The organism is Vreelandella venusta (genome assembly GCF_015689495.1).
In the GTDB taxonomy this organism is placed as follows: Bacteria; Pseudomonadota; Gammaproteobacteria; order Pseudomonadales; family Halomonadaceae; genus Vreelandella; species Vreelandella venusta.
In genome coordinates, this window is sequence record NZ_CP065135.1 from 1,843,216 (window position 1) to 1,861,927 (window position 18,712).

Here is an 18,712-nt window from a genome sequence, read left to right on the forward strand (position 1 = left end):
AGCAAAGGGCTAGCGACGGGCGCGACGCCGACGTTCACCGCCTGTATTCGCTTGCCCTTCTGGCTTGCGCTTGGCGCGGGGCTGCTTCTGACCACGGCGGCCATTTTCAATCGGCTCGGGCTTGGCGTTGGGGTCAGGTTCAAAACCGGGTTCGATGCGTTTAGGCAGATTTTGCTTAATTAGGCGCTCAATTCCACTCAGCAAGCCGTGTTCGTCGACACATACGAGTGAAACAGCTTCTCCATTGCTGCCCGCTCGGCCGGTGCGCCCAATACGGTGAACATAATCCTCTGCCACATTGGGTAAGTCGAAATTAACGACATGAGGAAGTTCGTTAATATCTAACCCACGCGCGGCAATATCGGTGGCGACAAGGACCTGCAAGTCACCACTTTTAAAAGCGCCTAGTGCACGTGTTCTAGCCCCTTGGCTCTTATTGCCATGGATGGCCATAGCGGGAATGTCTTGCTTAGAAAGCTGCTCTGCTAAGCGGTTTGCACCATGTTTAGTGCGCGTGAAAACGAGTACCTGAAACCAGCCATGCTGCTGGATTAGGTGGGCTAACAACTCGCGTTTTTTATCACGATCTACTCGGTAAATGGTTTGCTCAATCTTTTCAGCGGTCGTGTTGCGAGGTGCAACTTCTATTAACGCCGGGTTGTTGAGTAACTGTTGTGCCAGTAACTGTATTTCGTTGGAGAATGTTGCCGAGAATAGTAGGTTTTGACGCTGTTTTGGCACTAAACGCAACAGACGCTTAATGTCATGGATGAATCCCATGTCGAGCATACGATCAGCTTCATCGAGCACCAGGATTTCGACGGCTGATAGATCGACATGGCCTTGCTGATGTAAATCTAGCAGCCGGCCTGGCGTGGCAACTAGCACATCAAGCCCCGCTTTGAGTGCATCAACTTGTGGCTGTTGGCCAACGCCGCCGAAAATAATATGCGAGCGTAAAGAGAGGTGCTTGCCGTAAGCGGTTACGCTTTCGCCTACCTGGGCAGCAAGCTCGCGCGTAGGCGTGAGCACCAGCGCGCGTACTTGGCGTTTGCCGGGGCGCTTGCCATTCGCAAGCCGCTGTAACATGGGCAATGTAAAGCCAGCAGTTTTGCCTGTACCAGTTTGTGCACTGGCGAGCATGTCACGACCTTCAAGTACAACGGGGATAGCTTTTTGTTGAATAGGGGTAGGCTGCGTATAGCCCTGCGCGGTAACCGCGCGTAGTAAATCGTCGTGCAGACCAAGTTCAGAAAAGCTCATGCGTTCTCCGCAATCGCTTAGTAAGTGACGCCGTTTAGCGTCGCCGTTACTGAGCGTAATGTTCAAAAAGCGAGGATGGTACACCTTCGCGGCAGCGAAGTTTGCCAGATAAAGCACGCTGCCGCGATGGTCATTTTTTTGCCGATTAAGGCGGTGAATGAGACATTGCCTTGAATCGGGGGTGACGTGGTAATGCTGAAAGATGGCGCTTAGAGTATATCACGGATACTTCATTTCAGCGTTTCACATACAGGTTGGATGCCTAACCGGTATCACATCTAAAAGTATTTTCCTTTGCGGATCTCGTTGGCGATTTGCAGGGCCACCTTATCCCAGCTTTCGCCGAGTGAGCGAACGAGAGCGGGGTAGCCATCCTGTTGAAGCTCGGTCTCTGCAGAAAAACTTTTTAGCGCAAGTAGGTTGTTATCTGCATCGCGTAACTGCCATTGGCCGCTGGTGACCGCTAGCCCGTCGTGCCGTCCCTGAAATTGATCAACTTCCAGTAGCAATGTAAGCGCTTCAGGAGCATTGCCATCAGCATGCACGACCTGAATGGACGCTAGCTCTTTGGAGAGTTGGGCACGCAATGCTCGTTCTAGTTGGCGCCCAATACTTTCAGCCCATTGGTGTTCGCGGGCTTCTTTCAGGGTGATGTCATCAAGCTGCATGACGATACCATCCACATCTAGATAGTGTGCTAAACGTGGCGATCGCACCTGCAGTGTGCCAGTCGGCTGGTTTGGCGAGCTCACTGCATTTTCGCTTGGTAGCATGTAACGAGAGGGTGGCGTGACACTGCTGGCGCAAGCGCTAAGCAGTATGCAAAGGCTCAATAGTGATAAATAGTGGGCTGCCTTATAGCGCATAGTAAGCTCCTTATTGGCGTGGTGCGCGAGGCACGGGATCTTGAGTATCCAGGTTGTCGAATAAGAGCGCTCTTGGATTCTCATTTAATGTGCGAGTAAGTGGCTGTAAGTCGCGCATTAAGCGATCCAGTCGTTGAATAGCCGTGGTTAATTCCTGGTAGGCTGGAGATGACGGTGATACACCTTGCAAAGTGTCACGCAGCTCCTCAAGGGTCGCATTTATGTTTCCGCCGACTGCCTGGGTCTCGGGGTCATTCAGTAGCTGGTTGATGGAGGTGCTTACCTGACGTATTTCGTTGAGCATACTTTCAGATGCTTGTAAGTTGCGGTCTAAACCTGCAAGTAATGGTTCGACTTCAAGCGCGTTTAATTTCTCAAGCAGGCTGGTTAACTGCGCTTGGATCTGTGCAAAGCCGCCAGCGATGGTAGGGAATACCGTCCGCTCCGAGAACGTTTCAGCGACATATTCATCAGCTAAATCGCGTTGAAAATTAAGGTCAACGAAAAGTGCACCGGTTAATAGGCTGCCATTTTTGAGTGATGCACGTAGCCCTAGGCCGAAGAGGCGCTTAAAGCGCGAGTCCCACTCTTCTATATCGATGTCGGCATTCTCAATGCCCAACCGCTGAGGCTCGATTCGAATCAGCACCGGGATGGCAAACTGAGAACGTGAGTCGGGCTGTGGAGCAGTAAAATTCCAGGGCACCGATGCAACCGTACCGATTCTTACCCCGCGAAATTCGACGGGTGCGCCTTTCGATAACCCGCGAACGGTATCATCAACCAATAACACGTACTCTAAATACTGATTGAAGGTGCCTTCCCGGGCAGTGTTTTCATCCGCATAGAGATTAAAGCTTGCATTGGGCTCTACGGGTTGCCCCATTGGTAAGTCTTCTGGCACGCCAAACGTAACGCCGCCTCCCAGTAATGCTTCAAGGGACTCCACGTTGACACGTACACCATCGGCATCTAGTTGTAAATCAACACCGCTCGATGTCCAAAAACGAGTGCTATCCGTTACCAACTGGCCGTAGGGTTCTTCAATAAATACTTGGTGGTGCATGGTGCGAGACTCTGCATCAAACCGAGTGTCTTCGACTCGTCCTACGGTATAGCCCTGGTAAGAAACAGGGTCGCCTATCCGCAGTGAGTTACCCAGTTGACTGACTAAGCTGATTTGCAAACCAGCCTGCCCAGCTGGTGCAACGGGTGGTGTATCACTTACCGTAAACTCGCGTTCAGGTTCATCGGACTGACCGGCCTCTAGCTGAATATAGGCACCCGACAATACCGTACCCAGCCCACTAATTCCCTCACGGCCGATGCGCGGCTTTACCACCCAGAATCGACTATCTTCCCTAAGCATCGCTTCCGCTTCTGGTTGGATGCGAGCGGTCATGACGGCGTGGGAAAGGTCATCAGATAAGCGAACGTTTTGGACTCTGCCTATTTCAACATTGCGGCTGCGAATGAGCGTGCTGCCCGCTTCGATACCTTCCGCGCTGTCCATAGTGAGGGTAACGAGCGTGCCTCGGCTGGCGTAGTTGTCGTAGGCAAGCCACAGCCCAATTACCATCGCAACGATTGGCACAATCCAAATCGGAGAGAGGCGTGTTTGCGGTGATGACTTCGCACGATGTAAGTCGTTGTTTTCGCTGGTTTCGGCGTTCTTTGGTGTTGAATCGTTAGCCATCAACAGTTTCCTTGGTGGCCGAGTTACGGCGTGTAGAGCGAGGGGGCGGAGTGTCCCAAATTAGGCGCGGATCAAACGTCATGGCTGCTAACATTGTGAGCACAACGACGGCAGCAAACGCGAGCGCAGCTGGCCCTGGTGTGATTGACATTAACGACCCAGCGCGAATCAGAGCTACTAATATTGAAACCACAAATACGTCAACCATTGACCATCGGCCTATAAATTCAGTTAGCCGATAAAGTCGAGTTCGGCTTTGTGCGTTGAGTTCGTTGCTATGCTTTATGACCATACACAGCCAAATTAACGCGACCAGTTTACCAACGGGCACAATAACACTTGCCACAAAGATAACCACGGCCACCGGCCAGGAGCCCATTTGGATCAGCTGGATAACTCCGCCGATGATCGTTGAGGGTGATGAGTGCCCTAAGCTTGTAGTGGTCATAATGGGGTATACATTAGCGGGGATATACATTACCGCTGCAGCGAAAAGCAGTGCCCAAGTGCGTTGTAAACTGTGTGGTAGTCGTGGGTGAAGCTTTTCTTGGCAGCGTAGGCAGCGCCCTGTGCCGTGCTCATCAAGGCGATTAATTAGGCCGCAAGTTGGGCAGCCAGTGACACCTTGGCTTGCCGCAGTCGTTCCTGTACGAGTGCCTTCTGGCGCGCGGGGTTCTTTCGCTAAAGAGAACCACATCCAATCTGAATCAATGGATTGTGTCGTTAACAATAAGAGAATGGCAAACACACTGAACGCCCAAAAAGAGATGCCTAACTCTATGTGTGCCATGCCCGCTATTTTTATCAAACTCACCAGTGCCCCAACGATGAAAACATCCGCCATCATCCATGGGCTAAGCCTCGCTAGTGAACGAGCGATGTCCCGACTAAATGGCATGGGGTGGCCACGAAGTAAACCAAATTGAAGCCAGATCACGCCGATTAGATAAATCGCTGGCAGCACAACAATGGTCATAATAACAGCGATAGCGACAATAGGCTGATGAAACGCGATCAGCGTAGTGGCTGTCTGAGACAGTTCTATACGGTTACCAATACCGCTGATGCTAAAGCTAACAAACGGAAATGACACTGCTACAAGTAGCGCTATCAAGGATGAAAGCGCTAGCGCCATGCATCTCTGGGCAGGGTAGCGATGCCGCTTTACCAGCACATGAGAGCAGCGTGGACAGGATGCTTTCTCTCCAGAACCGAGGGGGGGAAGTGCAGACACCCAGTCACACTCATGACAAGCGCGTAAGCGTCTTCGCTGGGCACGTGTTTCAGGAGGGTGACGGTCGACCTGTGGTGATTTCACCTGCAACGAAGGTCGTTTGATAAACTGAAAATGAGGCAACAGCAAATTCTCAATACGTTGAGGGATTCAAATTAGTACGGTGGGCAGATGCTACTGTCAAATCGATATTTATTTTCGTTCTGCCAAAACAGCACTTGACCTCACTAACTAGTTAGACAAGGATGCCTCGGCAATGGTGCCTAATGATAGTGCCTAACATTACGTTATTAAGGAAATGAAATAATGTTGCTCGCTTTTTTGGCGGTAGTTTTTGGGTTGGTGCTTCTTGTGTGGAGCGCCGAGAAATTTATCGATGGTGCTGCAGCTACCTCTAGGTGGCTAGGATTGTCGCCTCTATTAATTGGCATGCTGGTTATTGGTTTTGGTACCTCTGCACCTGAAATGATGGTGTCAGTGTTGGCGGCCATGCAAGGAAATCCTGGTTTAGCGGTAGGTAACGCCTATGGTTCAAATATCGCTAATATTGGTCTTGTTTTAGGTTTTGTCGCGTTGCTAGCCCCTCTGGCGGTGCACTCCGGCGTGATCCGCAAGGAGATGCCATTGTTGGTAGGCGTCATGCTTCTGACGGGGTATATGCTTTATGATGGTTGGATTTCTCGCGGGGAAGCCGTCTTACTGCTAGGCGCATTGGCACTGTTTATTGGGGTTAGTATTGTTCGTTCACGAGGGCAGCAAGACGACCCGCTAGTGGGGGAAGTGTCAGAAGCGCTGGATAGCAAGTCCATGTCTCGTGGCAAGGCGCTTATGTGGACGTTAGTTGGGCTGGTGTTGTTGATTGCTAGCTCGCGCATCTTAGTGTGGGGGGCGGTCGAAATAGCGGTAGCTTTTGGAGTGAGCGACTTAATTATTGGCTTAACCGTCGTAGCAATAGGCACATCCTTACCAGAGCTTGCTTCCTCTATTAGCGCTTTGCGGCGCAAAGAGCATGATATGGTGCTGGGTAATGTTGTAGGTTCTAATCTGTTTAACAGCTTGGCCGTGGTAGGCCTTGCCGGTGTTATTACACCCATTGAAGTGGGGCGCGAGGTGCTAATCCGTGATTGGAGCGTGATGACTTTTATGACCCTAATGATGGTTTTCTTTGCGTTCTCCTGGCGGGGTCGCCCACGGCGTATAAATCGTATCGAGGGGGGGGTGTTGTTCTCTATGTTCATTGCTTACACCGGCTACATGGTTAGCCTTGTAGTGATGTCCTAGCTGCGTCAATGCGACACAGTTTTGCAGCAGGATTAGTAGTGTATAACGTTTGTTATAACGTCAAATTACAACACATTCGAATATCAGGCTTGGTTGCTGTGTCGCTGCATCGTGCCTAGAGCGCATGCCTATTGCTAAAGTGCAGCACCAGTAAGGCTTAACTAAGCTTGTGTGACCCAGCAATGGGATACTTATCCAAGTCTTAGGAGAGTGTGATGGAGCTTGACCCCCGAGTGTTATCACCAGTTAAGTTCGCCTTCGTAGTATCGTTTCGCGCGAGTTTCTCGGTTGTTACCATCGGACTGGCCTCTTATATAGCGCTACTCCATGGACTTTTCTTGAAAACTAAAAAAATAGCTAGTGGCCATCTTGCGCTATTGTGGGCAACGGTGTTTGCGGCTGTTTTTGGCTTGAGTGTCGCTACTATTGGTAAGGTGCGACCAGCAAGTGAGGAGTGCCACTAACTATATGGCTACTTCTAAAACTGATCAGCTAATACCCTTAACTTCACGCGCATGGTTGAAATCACTCGCTCGGCGTGAGCATAAAACACTCACGTTATCCGCAATATGCGGCGTGCTTGCAGGGGGATTGACGGCTTTACTCGTGATAGGGCTTGCGTGGTGCATTGATCAGCTTGTCATTCATGGCCGTTCATCGGTGTCACTGACCATTTTTTTTCTGGGATTGATGGCAGTGGTGCTACTTCGCTCACTCCTTCAAGCAATACAAGAAGCCAGTAGTGCACAGGCAAGTCTTCGTATTCGCCAGCATGCGCGAGAGGCGTTGCTAAATAAAGTGGCGACGCTTGGGCCAGTTTGGCTTACTCGCCAGCAGAGCGGTGCAATAGCGACTCAGGCGGTAGAGCATATTGACGCGTTGGACGGGTATTTCGCACGTTTTTATCCTCAGATGAGGATTGTCGTCGCATTACCGTTACTTATTTTTTGTGTTGTTGGATGGCTGGACTACCTTGTGGCCATCTTTTTATTGCTTTCAGCACCGCTTATCCCGCTTTTTATGGCATTGGTAGGTATGGGCGCCGAGCGTTTGAATCGCGATCAATTCATTGCTGTGTCGCGTTTATCGGCCCATTTTGTTGACCGAGTCAGAGGGATGACGACGCTCCAGCTGTTTGGTCGTACCCAGTCAGCGCAAAGGGACGTTTGGTATGCCACTGATGACTATCGACGATTGAGTATGCGCACGCTACGCCTCGCGTTTTTATCATCAGCAGTACTTGAGTTTTTTGCATCCGTGGCGATTGCGGTTGTAGCCATGTACGTCGGTTTTGGTCTACTTGGTTATATCGACTATGGGCCATCGTCTTCTCTAACTCTCTTCACCGGGCTAGCCGTTTTATTGCTGGCGCCCGAGTTTTTTCAGCCCCTGCGAACGTTATCCCAACACTATCATGATCGTGCAACAGCATTAGGGGCGGCTGAAAGTATCGTTACGATACTTAATGAACGGTCGCTAGTTCCTTCAGCCACATCAGTGCCTCGTTCGGAAAATACCGTTATTGAGCTGCGCGGGGCGGGTGTCGGATATGAGGGGCGTGCCACGGTCTTGTCCGACCTGAACGCCATCATCCGACTTGGTGACGTGGTTGTTATCACCGGTGAATCAGGTAGCGGTAAATCATCCATCCTAGCCTTAATGGCTGGTTTTATGATGCCTAGCAGTGGTGAGTGCCGCTATCGTCACAGTGGTCAGGTCGCGTGGCTGGATCAAACGCCTTGCATTATTCAGGGCAGCCTTGCCGATAACTTGCGCTTAGCCGCTCCTGAAGCCGATCCAGCGTCAATGATGCGAGCATTGCAACGGGCGGGGTTGGGGGAGCTGTTATCCCAGCTACCAAATGGTCTGGAAAGCCTGGTCGGCGAGCGTGGTGTCGGGCTCTCTGGAGGGCAAGCACAGCGTCTGACGCTGGCGCGTGTCTACCTTAGCGAGGCGCAACTGGTTTTGTTAGATGAGCCGACGGCAAGCCTAGACGCCACGACTGAGAAGGTTGTTATTCAAGCGTTGCTAAATTGGGCAGAGGAGGGACGTACGCTGGTAATCGCAACGCATCACCCTGCGGTGGTAGCTGTTGCTAATCGCCATTTTACTTGTGAGGCTGGTCGGCTTATTGAGGCGACGGTATGAAGCAGTTTTATCGTGAGATGAAACCTTGGCTACTCATCATGCTACGCCGCCGTCAGCGCTTTTTTATAGGCGCACTATTAGCGTTGGTGACGCTGCTGGCAGGTCTTGCACTGTTAGGGCTTTCTGGTTGGTTTATTACCGCCTGCGCGTTGGCTGGCATCGCGTTGGCAGCAGGGTTGCCCGTTGCTTTGGATATTTATGTTCCTGGTGGCGGTATTCGTTTTTTTGCACTGTTGCGAACGGTGGCGCGTTACGCGGAGCGTCTTTATAACCACAATACCGTACTGACATTGCTCGCTGATTTGCGCTACCGCGTATTTGGCGATTTAACAAGGTTGGATGATGCAACCCTTAAGCGCCGCCGCGCGAGTGAATGGCTAAGTCGCTTAACGTCGGATATTGATACGCTTGACAACCTGTATCTGCGATTGCTTTTCCCTCCATTAGTTGGGCTGTTGAGCATCCTGATTGTCTCTGGCTTTATCGCTCTTTGGGTGCCAGTGCTGGGTGGTTTGATAGCAGTCGTATTGAGTGGGCTATGGCTTGTGGTGACGCTTGGTTATGCGTGGTTGGGGTTTAGTAATAGTTTCCAGCAAGTTAACGACCAAGAAGAGTTACGCCGTTTAGTGCTTGATCAAGTACAAGCGTCGGCTGAGTTAATGAGTTACCAAACCAACCCTTGGTACCGTGCGCGGATCAAGCAGCACGAAGATCAAGCGCTAAGTAATCAGCGCCAACTTGCATATAAGTCGGCCATTGGTAACGCGTTAGTATTAGCGGTGACCGGCATGTTGTTGGTGGGCGTGTTATGGCTGGGTAGTTTCATTGTAGAGGCTGGCCAAGTGGCGGGGCCGATCATAGTTATGGCGGTTATCGCTGTGCTGGGTATAAATGAAGTATTCACTACGCTACCTAATGCCTTTCTAAAGGTCGGTGCTAGCTATGGTGCTGCTCGGCGACTAAATGCGCTAAGCAGCATAATGACTAAGGCGCCGTCGTTAGCTTTTTCTAATGCTTCTCGTGGGCATCCAGTGGCGTTTAATAATGTTTCCTTCCGTTACCCCGATACAGCCTATTCGGTGCTGTCTGACACTACATTTGCCTTGCCTGCCGGAGAGCGAGCAGTAGTGACAGGTGTCTCAGGAGCAGGCAAGTCAACGTTGGCTAACCTTATTATGGGTAGAGTATCGCCTTCAGAGGGACAGGTTTACGTTGCCAGCTATGCGCCTTCTAATGTGACGGCGGAGAGCCGTGCCGAGCATTTTGCTTTGCTCACGCAGCAGGTTGACCTGTTTGATGGGTCTTTAGCAGCGAATCTGCGTATTGCAAACCCTGAGGCAAGCGATGATCAATTGTGGGAAGCTCTCTCTCAAGTTGCCCTAAAGGATTGGGTAAAGCAGCAGCCAAATCAGCTTATGACCCAAGTCGGCGAAATGGGGCAGCAGCTCTCGGGGGGGCAGGCACGAAGAGTGGCATTGGCTCGTATTTTCTTGCGTGACCCTGCAGTTGTGCTTTTAGATGAACCCTTTGCCGGTGTCGATGCATTCACCGCTATGCATATTGCTAAATCTCTTGACCATTGGCTCATTGATCGCACAGCGATCTTTTTTATTCACCAAGTCGAATGCTCGTCGTTGCTGCCTGGCGTTAACTATCACTGGCGACTTGCTGGGGGAAAACTAAATGCGGATACTCTTGATAATACTGGAAATGATTTTTCCTAATGACAGGAGTTTCGTATGCATGAATTTCTTCTTCAGCTGCCTAAGGTAGAGCTTCATTTGCATATCGAAGGTTCACTAGAGCCTGAGTTAATGTTTGAGCTTGCCACGCGAAATGGTATTGAGCTTCCTTATGCGACGGTTAAAGAAGCAAAAGCAGCTTACGATTTTGATGATCTACAGGGGTTCTTAAATCTTTATTACCAAGGCATGAGCGTGCTGCGCACTGAACAGGACTTTTATGACTTGGCGATGGACTATTTCCAACGTGCTCGTGGTGAAGGGGTGGTGCACATTGATATGCATTTTGACCCCCAGGCCCATCTCCAACGTGGCATTCCCCTTGACGTTGTGATGGCGGGATTGCTTCGCGCCAAAGAAGAAGCAGAGGCAACACTTGATCTGTCTGTTGGCATGATTATGGCCTTTTTGCGCGATCGTCCGGCTGAAGAAGCACTCAGCGTGCTTGAAAATGCTGCTCCGTACTGGAAGTTTCTGGATGCGATTGGTTTAGATAGCGCAGAGCGGGGTAACCCTCCGGCAAAATTCCAGGCGCTCTTTGCGCGAGCAAAACAGCTTGGTTTAGTGCGTGTTGCCCACGCAGGAGAAGAAGGGCCCGCCGAATATATTGCTGAAGCGCTGGATCTCCTCGATGTTCAGCGAATTGACCATGGAGTTCGCTGCCTCGAAAGTGATGCAGTGGTTAAGCGGCTCAGGGAGCGTCAGATCGTTCTAACGGTTTGTCCGCTTTCTAATGTTAGTTTGAAAGTGGTTGATGATCTTCGAGAGCATCCTCTTCCTCAGTTGTTGAAAGAAAACCTTAAGGTAACAATTAGCTCAGACGACCCGGCTTATTTTGGAGGTGGGTTGCTGACAAATCATGTTGCCTGTGCAGAAGCATTTGGCTGGGATGCGGAGGTGTTTCGCATGCTAAATCGTAATGCAATAGAGGAAGCTTTCGTTGATGAATCGCGTCGCCGAGAACTTTTGCAACGCCTTGATCGAGTGTGAAGGGAGCGCGGATCTCGTGTCTGTGGTGATTTGTTTAAACCATTGCCCATTTCACCGTTGCCAACATAGGGATTGTCGCCATCTGTGATGAAGCTCTTACTAGCAGTTAAGCTGTGTTTTTAGGCGGTCGAACATCCTTTTGCTAGATGGCTATTAAACAAGATAAAAAAGTGTTGACGAACAAATAGAAATGGGTAGAATACGCCCCACATCGAACGGCAACGCCCTTCGGTAGCTCTTTAAAAATTTGATCAGGTAATTCATGTGGGCGCTTGCCGATGAGGGTGATAAATCACCAAATATCAAGGCAAGCGGTCATGAGAACGACAGTTTTTAAACGTAAGTTTTTAAACAATAGTTGAATGAATTCGTTTGAACCTTGAGCCAAGTTTGATGCGCTTTTGTTGCCTTCGGGTAACGAGTAAGCATCACAATGATTTTAAACTGAAGAGTTTGATCATGGCTCAGATTGAACGCTGGCGGCAGGCCTAACACATGCAAGTCGAGCGGTAACAGGGGTAGCTTGCTACCCGCTGACGAGCGGCGGACGGGTGAGTAATGCATAGGAATCTGCCCGATAGTGGGGGATAACCTGGGGAAACCCAGGCTAATACCGCATACGTCCTACGGGAGAAAGGGGGCTCCGGCTCCCGCTATTGGATGAGCCTATGTCGGATTAGCTAGTTGGTGAGGTAAAGGCTCACCAAGGCGACGATCCGTAGCTGGTCTGAGAGGATGATCAGCCACATCGGGACTGAGACACGGCCCGAACTCCTACGGGAGGCAGCAGTGGGGAATATTGGACAATGGGCGAAAGCCTGATCCAGCCATGCCGCGTGTGTGAAGAAGGCCCTCGGGTTGTAAAGCACTTTCAGCGAGGAAGAACGCCTAGTGGTTAATACCCATTAGGAAAGACATCACTCGCAGAAGAAGCACCGGCTAACTCCGTGCCAGCAGCCGCGGTAATACGGAGGGTGCAAGCGTTAATCGGAATTACTGGGCGTAAAGCGCGCGTAGGTGGCTTGATAAGCCGGTTGTGAAAGCCCCGGGCTCAACCTGGGAACGGCATCCGGAACTGTCAAGCTAGAGTGCAGGAGAGGAAGGTAGAATTCCCGGTGTAGCGGTGAAATGCGTAGAGATCGGGAGGAATACCAGTGGCGAAGGCGGCCTTCTGGACTGACACTGACACTGAGGTGCGAAAGCGTGGGTAGCAAACAGGATTAGATACCCTGGTAGTCCACGCCGTAAACGATGTCGACCAGCCGTTGGGTGCCTAGCGCACTTTGTGGCGAAGTTAACGCGATAAGTCGACCGCCTGGGGAGTACGGCCGCAAGGTTAAAACTCAAATGAATTGACGGGGGCCCGCACAAGCGGTGGAGCATGTGGTTTAATTCGATGCAACGCGAAGAACCTTACCTACTCTTGACATCCTGCGAACTTGTGAGAGATCACTTGGTGCCTTCGGGAACGCAGAGACAGGTGCTGCATGGCTGTCGTCAGCTCGTGTTGTGAAATGTTGGGTTAAGTCCCGTAACGAGCGCAACCCTTGTCCTTATTTGCCAGCGCGTAATGGCGGGAACTCTAAGGAGACTGCCGGTGACAAACCGGAGGAAGGTGGGGACGACGTCAAGTCATCATGGCCCTTACGAGTAGGGCTACACACGTGCTACAATGGCCGGTACAAAGGGTTGCGAGCTCGCGAGAGTCAGCTAATCCCGAAAAGCCGGTCTCAGTCCGGATCGGAGTCTGCAACTCGACTCCGTGAAGTCGGAATCGCTAGTAATCGTGAATCAGAATGTCACGGTGAATACGTTCCCGGGCCTTGTACACACCGCCCGTCACACCATGGGAGTGGACTGCACCAGAAGTGGTTAGCTTAACCTTCGGGAAAGCGATCACCACGGTGTGGTTCATGACTGGGGTGAAGTCGTAACAAGGTAGCCGTAGGGGAACCTGCGGCTGGATCACCTCCTTAAACGATGCATCATCCCTCGCGGTAAGCGCTCACAATGAATTACCTGATCAGATAATAGAGCAAACGGTAGCTATTTTAGCTGTCATAAGGGTTTGTAGCTTAGTTGGTTAGAACGCACCCCCTGACCTTAAATGGAAAGCAGGGTGAGGTCGGCTAACAGGTTTACGGTGCCCAATGATGGTTGAATGCCCGGGTCTGTAGCTCAGTTGGTTAGAGCGCACCCCTGATAAGGGTGAGGTCGGCAGTTCAAGTCTGCCCAGACCCACCAAATTTGCGTGATACGTTGTTGAAAGACTCCTTGTGTAGCAGGCTACACGTCGTCGTCTTTCGCCTAGTCTCACACAAATTAAATTTTATCCAGTACGACGTTGTTTTATGACTCGCATAGCAGGCTATGCGTCGCCATGAAATGTCTTGTCCTGTATAAAATTGCCCGGAACAAGTAATGCAATGGGGCCATAGCTCAGCTGGGAGAGCGCCTGCCTTGCACGCAGGAGGTCAGCGGTTCGATCCCGCTTGGCTCCACCATTAATATAGATGTAGAACTGACCATGTGTGGTCAGCGGTTCGAGCGAAACGTCGCACCGCCCGCTTGGCTCCACCATTAAGTTGTACGTTACCAACCGTTTGTTGATGTTTTGTGACCACTGATAAGTTAAACGCTGAGACTGCGTTGCCTTATCACTGTTCATCGAACAGTCGCTCTTTAACAATGTATATCATGCTGACATAAACGTTTTAAAACGTTTATACGTAATTGTTTTGTGATACGTCTCAAGCGTATCCGGCAATCGTTATCATTGCGAGATACCAGACTCCTTCGGGTTATAGGGTCAAGCAATGAAGCGCACACGGTGGATGCCTAGGCAGCCAGAGGCGATGAAAGACGTGGAAGCCTGCGATAAGGCTCGGCGAGGTGGCAAACAACCTGTGACCCGGGCATCTCTGAATGGGGAAACCCACTCATCATAAGATGAGTATCTTACGCTGAATATATAGGCGTAAGAGGCGAACCAGGGGAACTGAAACATCTAAGTACCCTGAGGAAAAGAAATCAACCGAGATTCCCCTAGTAGCGGCGAGCGAACGGGGACCAGCCCTTAAGCATGTGACTGATTAGACGAATGCGCTGGGAAGCGCGGCCATAGTGGGTGATAGCCCCGTAGTCGAAAATCTGATCATGTGAAATCGAGTAGGTCGGGGCACGAGAAACCTTGACTGAAGACGGGGGGACCATCCTCCAAGGCTAAATACTCCTGGCTGACCGATAGTGAACCAGTACCGTGAGGGAAAGGCGAAAAGAACCCCGGAGAGGGGAGTGAAATAGACCCTGAAACCGTGTGCGTACAAGCAGTAGGAGCAGACTTGTTCTGTGACTGCGTACCTTTTGTATAATGGGTCAGCGACTTATATTCAGTGGCGAGGTTAACCGTTTAGGGGAGCCGTAGGGAAACCGAGTCTTAACTGGGCGACACAGTCGCTGGATATAGACCCGAAACCGAGCGATCTATCCATGAGCAGGGTGAAGGTTGAGTAACATCAACTGGAGGCCCGAACCAGGATCTGTTGAAAAAGATTTGGATGACTTGTGGATCGGAGTGAAAGGCTAATCAAGCTCGGAGATAGCTGGTTCTCCTCGAAAGCTATTTAGGTAGCGCCTCACGTATCACCGCCGGGGGTAGAGCACTGTTTCGGCTAGGGGGTCATCCCGACTTACCAACCCGAGGCAAACTCCGAATACCGGTGAGTGCAAGCGTGGGAGACACACGGCGGGTGCTAACGTCCGTCGTGAAAAGGGAAACAACCCAGACCGTCAGCTAAGGTCCCGAAATCCTGGTTAAGTGGGAAACGATGTGGGAAGGCTCAGACAGCTAGGAGGTTGGCTTAGAAGCAGCCATCCTTTAAAGAAAGCGTAATAGCTCACTAGTCGAGTCGGCCTGCGCGGAAGATGTAACGGGGCTAAACCAGGTACCGAAGCTACGGGTTCACACTATGTGTGAGCGGTAGAGGAGCGTCGTGTAAGCCGATGAAGGTGAATTGAGAAGTTCGCTGGAGGTATCACGAGTGCGAATGCTGACATGAGTAACGATAAGGGGAGTGAAAAACTCCCCCGCCGGAAGACCAAGGGTTTCTGTTCGACGCTAATCGGAGCAGAGTGAGTCGGCCCCTAAGGCGAGGCCGAAAGGCGTAGTCGATGGGAAACGGGTCAATATTCCCGTACCGGACATGATTGCGATGGGGGGACGGAGAAGGCTAGGTGAGCCAGGCGTTGGTTGTCCTGGTGAAAGTGAGTAGGCTTGGGTCTTAGGTAAATCCGGGACCCTTCAAGGCCGAGACACGAAACGAACTGACTACGGTCAGGAAGTCATTGATGCCACGCTTCCAGGAAAAGCCTCTAAGCTTCAGATCATGTGCGACCGTACCCCAAACCGACACAGGTGGTCAGGGTGAGAATCCCAAGGCGCTTGAGAGAACTCGGGTGAAGGAACTAGGCAAAATGGTGCCGTAACTTCGGGAGAAGGCACGCCGGCGTAGGGTGATGAGACTTGCTCTCTAAGCCCGAACCGGTCGAAGATACCAGGTGGCTGCAACTGTTTAGTAAAAACACAGCACTCTGCTAACGCGCAAGCGGACGTATAGGGTGTGACGCCTGCCCGGTGCCGGAAGGTTAAATGATGGTGTTAGGATTCGTCCGAAGCTCTTGATTGAAGCCCCGGTAAACGGCGGCCGTAACTATAACGGTCCTAAGGTAGCGAAATTCCTTGTCGGGTAAGTTCCGACCTGCACGAATGGCGTAATGATGGCCACGCTGTCTCCACCCGAGACTCAGTGAAATTGAAATCGCCGTGAAGATGCGGTGTACCCGCGGCTAGACGGAAAGACCCCGTGAACCTTTACTATAGCTTCACACTGGACGCTGATGTTGCCTGTGTAGGATAGCTGGGAGGCTTTGAATCTCGGACGCCAGTTCGAGGGGAGCCAACCTTGAAATACCAGCCTGGCATCATTGGCGTTCTCACTCAGGTCCGTTATCCGGATCGAGGACAGTGTGTGGTGGGTAGTTTGACTGGGGCGGTCTCCTCCCAAAGAGTAACGGAGGAGCACGAAGGTACCCTCAGCACGGTCGGACATCGTGCAATGAGTGCAAGAGCATAAGGGTGCTTGACTGCGAGACAGACACGTCGAGCAGGTGCGAAAGCAGGTTCTAGTGATCCGGTGGTTCTGTATGGAAGGGCCATCGCTCAACGGATAAAAGGTACTCCGGGGATAACAGGCTGATACCGCCCAAGAGTTCACATCGACGGCGGTGTTTGGCACCTCGATGTCGGCTCATCACATCCTGGGGCTGAAGTCGGTCCCAAGGGTATGGCTGTTCGCCATTTAAAGTGGTACGCGAGCTGGGTTTAGAACGTCGTGAGACAGTTCGGTCCCTATCTGCCGTGGGCGTTGGATGTTTGAGAAGGGCTGCTCCTAGTACGAGAGGACCGGAGTGGACGCACCTCTGGTGTTCCGGTTGTCACGCCAGTGGCATTGCCGGGTAGCTATGTGCGGACGGGATAACCGCTGAAAGCATCTAAGCGGGAAGCCCCCTTCAAGATGAGACATCCCTGAGGCCTAGAGCCTCCTGAAGGGCCCAGCGAGACCAGCTGGTTGATAGGCACGGTGTGGAAGCGCTGCAAGGCGTTGAGCTAACGTGTACTAATGGCCCGTGAGGCTTGACCCTATAACACCCAAGGGGTCTGGTCGCAGTGATAACGAAAACCGGATACGCGCTTCCTGTCGGTGACAGGAAACGAGAGACGCCACAAAACACCTCAGCATGATATGCATTACAAGTTACGCCTGACGACCATAGCACGCGTGAACCACCTGATCCCATGCCGAACTCAGAAGTGAAACCGCTTAGCGCCGATGGTAGTGTGGGGTCTCCCCATGCGAGAGTAGGTCATCGTCAGGCACTTATTTAACAAAGAACCCAGCCAACCGGCTGGGTTTTTTGTTTGCGCGGAAGAAAAAGCACTCCCTAGCCCCCTGTCACCTAGCCCCCTGTCACAAAGCGGCCACACCGCACGTCATTCCCGAGTGGGGGGATCGGGAATCCAACTTGGCCTGCAGCAGCCCTGAAGCCCTAGCCCAACATGGATTCCTTTGGGAATGACAAGGGCTAGGGCCTGCGGGAATGACGAGTTAACGTTGAAAATTAATCCCGTTGGTGCTGGCATTCGCCAGCGGCCCAAGTTTCATAGATAGCGCGATCATCAGCGAGCATCATCAGCGCAAATAAACGCTCGCCGAGCGTTGTGCTGTGTTGGATACGGCGCTTCAACAGCGATGTCGCATGAGGATCAATCACGACAAAGTCTGCTTCATAAGTGGGAGCGAGTTGACCGATATGGGTATCTAAGGAGAGCGCTTTTGCATTGCCATGGGTTAAACCGTAAAAACCTTGCCATGCGGTGAGAGGCTGTCCTCTTAGTTGGCCCACTTGATAGGCGGCTTTAAGCGTACCAAACCCTGATAAATCGGTGCCTGCGCCGATATCGCTAGCATAGGTAAATGCCATGCCGGTCTGTTTAGCTGCCTCTCGGTCAAATAATCCGCTGCCTAAGAAAAGGTTGGAGCTTGGACAAAAGGCAATATTAGCGCCTCGATCCGCCAAGCGTTGACGCATATCGTTATCCAAATGAATGCCGTGTGCGAAGGTACTGCGGGGGCCGACTAATCCTGCTTCCTCATAAACGGCTAAGTAGTCGCGGCTACCAGGAAATAGTTCGGCTACCCAGTCTAATTCCCCACTGTTTTCGGCCAAATGAGTTTGTAGCCACAAGCTAGAGTCATTGCGTAAGAGGGCGCCGGCAGCATCCATTTGCATTTTGGTGGAGGTGGGCGCAAAACGTGGCGTGACGCTATAACCTAGTCGGCCATTGCCATGCCAGTCTTGAATAAGTCGCTCACTGTCTGCAATCCCTGACATGCCATCCATTAGGGCGTCAGGCGCGTTGCGATCCATTAATACTTTACCAACCAGCATGCGTAGCTGACGTTTTTGGCAGGCGGTGAAGAACGCATCCACTGAACCAGGATGACTTGAGCCAAATACTTGGGCTGTTGTCGTTCCCGCGCGAAGCATTTCATCTAGAAAAGCGTTCGATAGCGCTTCTGCATGCGCATGATTGGCAAAACGGCACTCTTCAGGAAACGTATAGTCATTTAGCCAATCAAGCAGCTGGCGACCGTAGGAAGCCATGATGTCTAGCTGAACATAGTGAACGTGAGTATCGATAAAACCGGGCATAATCAACTTGCCACGATAATCAATAACATGGGCGTCACTTGGCAGTTGATCAGCGAGATCACCATAGTGGCCGACAGCCTGTATGTGACTGCCCTTTAGCCAAAGTAATCCGTCGCCATAATGCTCTAGGCTACCTGGTTGAGGTAGGTCATCATTACCTGGGTCGCGTGCAAAACTGACAATTTCAGCGCGAATGAGCGTATCGATTGAGGAATTCATA

General features: G+C 51.5%; 10 protein-coding genes, 2 tRNA genes and 3 rRNA genes. 10 read left to right on the plus strand and 5 right to left on the minus strand.

The features are described 5' to 3' along the window. Nucleotides 1–9: 9 nt before the first annotated feature. From IR195_RS08725 to IR195_RS08740, 4 genes are all read right to left on the minus strand, one after another. A complete protein-coding gene (locus IR195_RS08725; RefSeq protein WP_125747538.1) occupies nt 10–1,263 on the minus strand; it encodes a DEAD/DEAH box helicase in 1,254 nt (417 codons plus the stop codon). A gap of 278 nt (nt 1,264–1,541) precedes the next feature. Beyond that, nucleotides 1,542–2,129: a PqiC family protein gene (locus tag IR195_RS08730; protein WP_125747540.1), complete on the minus strand. Its 588-nt coding sequence runs from the start codon at nt 2,127–2,129 to the stop codon at nt 1,542–1,544. Nucleotides 2,130–2,139: 10 nt separating this feature from the next. Continuing rightward, entirely contained in the window at nt 2,140–3,825 is a 1,686-nt protein-coding gene (pqiB, locus tag IR195_RS08735) for an intermembrane transport protein PqiB (protein WP_206049397.1), read from the minus strand. After that, entirely contained in the window at nt 3,818–5,143 is a 1,326-nt protein-coding gene (locus tag IR195_RS08740; protein WP_241006820.1) for a paraquat-inducible protein A, read from the minus strand. The genes pqiB and IR195_RS08740 overlap by 8 nt, the downstream gene beginning before the upstream one ends. A gap of 222 nt (nt 5,144–5,365) precedes the next feature. Here IR195_RS08740 and IR195_RS08745 point away from each other — a divergent pair, with 222 nt between their 5' ends. The 10 genes from IR195_RS08745 to rrf all read left to right on the plus strand — a co-directional run bounded on the left by IR195_RS08745 (nt 5,366) and on the right by rrf (nt 17,154). Continuing rightward, on the plus strand, nt 5,366–6,340 hold the full coding sequence (locus IR195_RS08745) for a calcium/sodium antiporter (protein WP_206049404.1): 975 nt from the start codon (nt 5,366–5,368) through the stop codon (nt 6,338–6,340). Between the two features lie 215 nt (nt 6,341–6,555). Then, a complete protein-coding gene (locus tag IR195_RS08750; RefSeq protein ID WP_125747548.1) occupies nt 6,556–6,804 on the plus strand; it encodes a cytochrome ubiquinol oxidase subunit I in 249 nt (82 codons plus the stop codon). Nucleotides 6,805–6,808: 4 nt separating this feature from the next. Next, on the plus strand, nt 6,809–8,488 hold the full coding sequence (cydD, locus tag IR195_RS08755) for a thiol reductant ABC exporter subunit CydD (protein WP_206049417.1): 1,680 nt from the start codon (nt 6,809–6,811) through the stop codon (nt 8,486–8,488). Further along, nucleotides 8,485–10,212, plus strand: coding sequence for a thiol reductant ABC exporter subunit CydC (gene cydC, locus IR195_RS08760; protein WP_206049425.1), 1,728 nt, complete (start codon nt 8,485–8,487; stop codon nt 10,210–10,212). Before cydD ends, cydC begins: the two co-directional genes overlap by 4 nt. A 15-nt stretch (nt 10,213–10,227) precedes the next feature. Then, entirely contained in the window at nt 10,228–11,220 is a 993-nt protein-coding gene (locus IR195_RS08765; RefSeq protein ID WP_206049427.1) for an adenosine deaminase, read from the plus strand. A gap of 441 nt (nt 11,221–11,661) precedes the next feature. Further along, nucleotides 11,662–13,196: ribosomal RNA gene (locus IR195_RS08770) — 16S ribosomal RNA — on the plus strand. Between the two features lie 191 nt (nt 13,197–13,387). Then, a tRNA-Ile gene (locus tag IR195_RS08775) sits at nt 13,388–13,464 on the plus strand. A gap of 184 nt (nt 13,465–13,648) precedes the next feature. Further along, nucleotides 13,649–13,724: transfer RNA gene (locus IR195_RS08780), tRNA-Ala, on the plus strand. A 303-nt stretch (nt 13,725–14,027) separates the two neighbouring features. Further along, a 23S ribosomal RNA gene (locus IR195_RS08785) occupies nt 14,028–16,920 on the plus strand. A 118-nt stretch (nt 16,921–17,038) separates the two neighbouring features. After that, nucleotides 17,039–17,154: ribosomal RNA gene (gene rrf, locus IR195_RS08790) — 5S ribosomal RNA — on the plus strand. Together the 16S, 23S and 5S rRNA genes with 2 tRNA genes alongside form the textbook arrangement of a ribosomal RNA operon. A gap of 243 nt (nt 17,155–17,397) precedes the next feature. Here rrf and guaD read toward each other — a convergent pair. Beyond that, nucleotides 17,398–18,711, minus strand: a complete 1,314-nt coding sequence (gene guaD, locus IR195_RS08795) for a guanine deaminase (RefSeq protein WP_206049435.1) — start codon at nt 18,709–18,711, stop codon at nt 17,398–17,400. Between the last annotated feature and the right edge of the window lies 1 nt (nt 18,712).

Bases quoted from the DNA above. Each gene is read 5' to 3' on its own strand.
- IR195_RS08765 (WP_206049427.1), top strand. From the start codon at position 10,228: ATGCATGAATTTCTTCTTCAGCTGCCTAAGGTAGAGCTTCATTTGCAT.
- IR195_RS08730 (WP_125747540.1), bottom strand. From the start codon at position 2,129: ATGCGCTATAAGGCAGCCCACTATTTATCACTATTGAGCCTTTGCATA.
- cydD (WP_206049417.1), top strand. From the start codon at position 6,809: ATGGCTACTTCTAAAACTGATCAGCTAATACCCTTAACTTCACGCGCA.
- pqiB (WP_206049397.1), bottom strand. From the start codon at position 3,825: ATGGCTAACGATTCAACACCAAAGAACGCCGAAACCAGCGAAAACAAC.
- IR195_RS08750 (WP_125747548.1), top strand. From the start codon at position 6,556: ATGGAGCTTGACCCCCGAGTGTTATCACCAGTTAAGTTCGCCTTCGTA.
- IR195_RS08725 (WP_125747538.1), bottom strand. From the start codon at position 1,263: ATGAGCTTTTCTGAACTTGGTCTGCACGACGATTTACTACGCGCGGTT.
- IR195_RS08745 (WP_206049404.1), top strand. From the start codon at position 5,366: ATGTTGCTCGCTTTTTTGGCGGTAGTTTTTGGGTTGGTGCTTCTTGTG.
- guaD (WP_206049435.1), bottom strand. From the start codon at position 18,711: ATGAATTCCTCAATCGATACGCTCATTCGCGCTGAAATTGTCAGTTTT.
- cydC (WP_206049425.1), top strand. From the start codon at position 8,485: ATGAAGCAGTTTTATCGTGAGATGAAACCTTGGCTACTCATCATGCTA.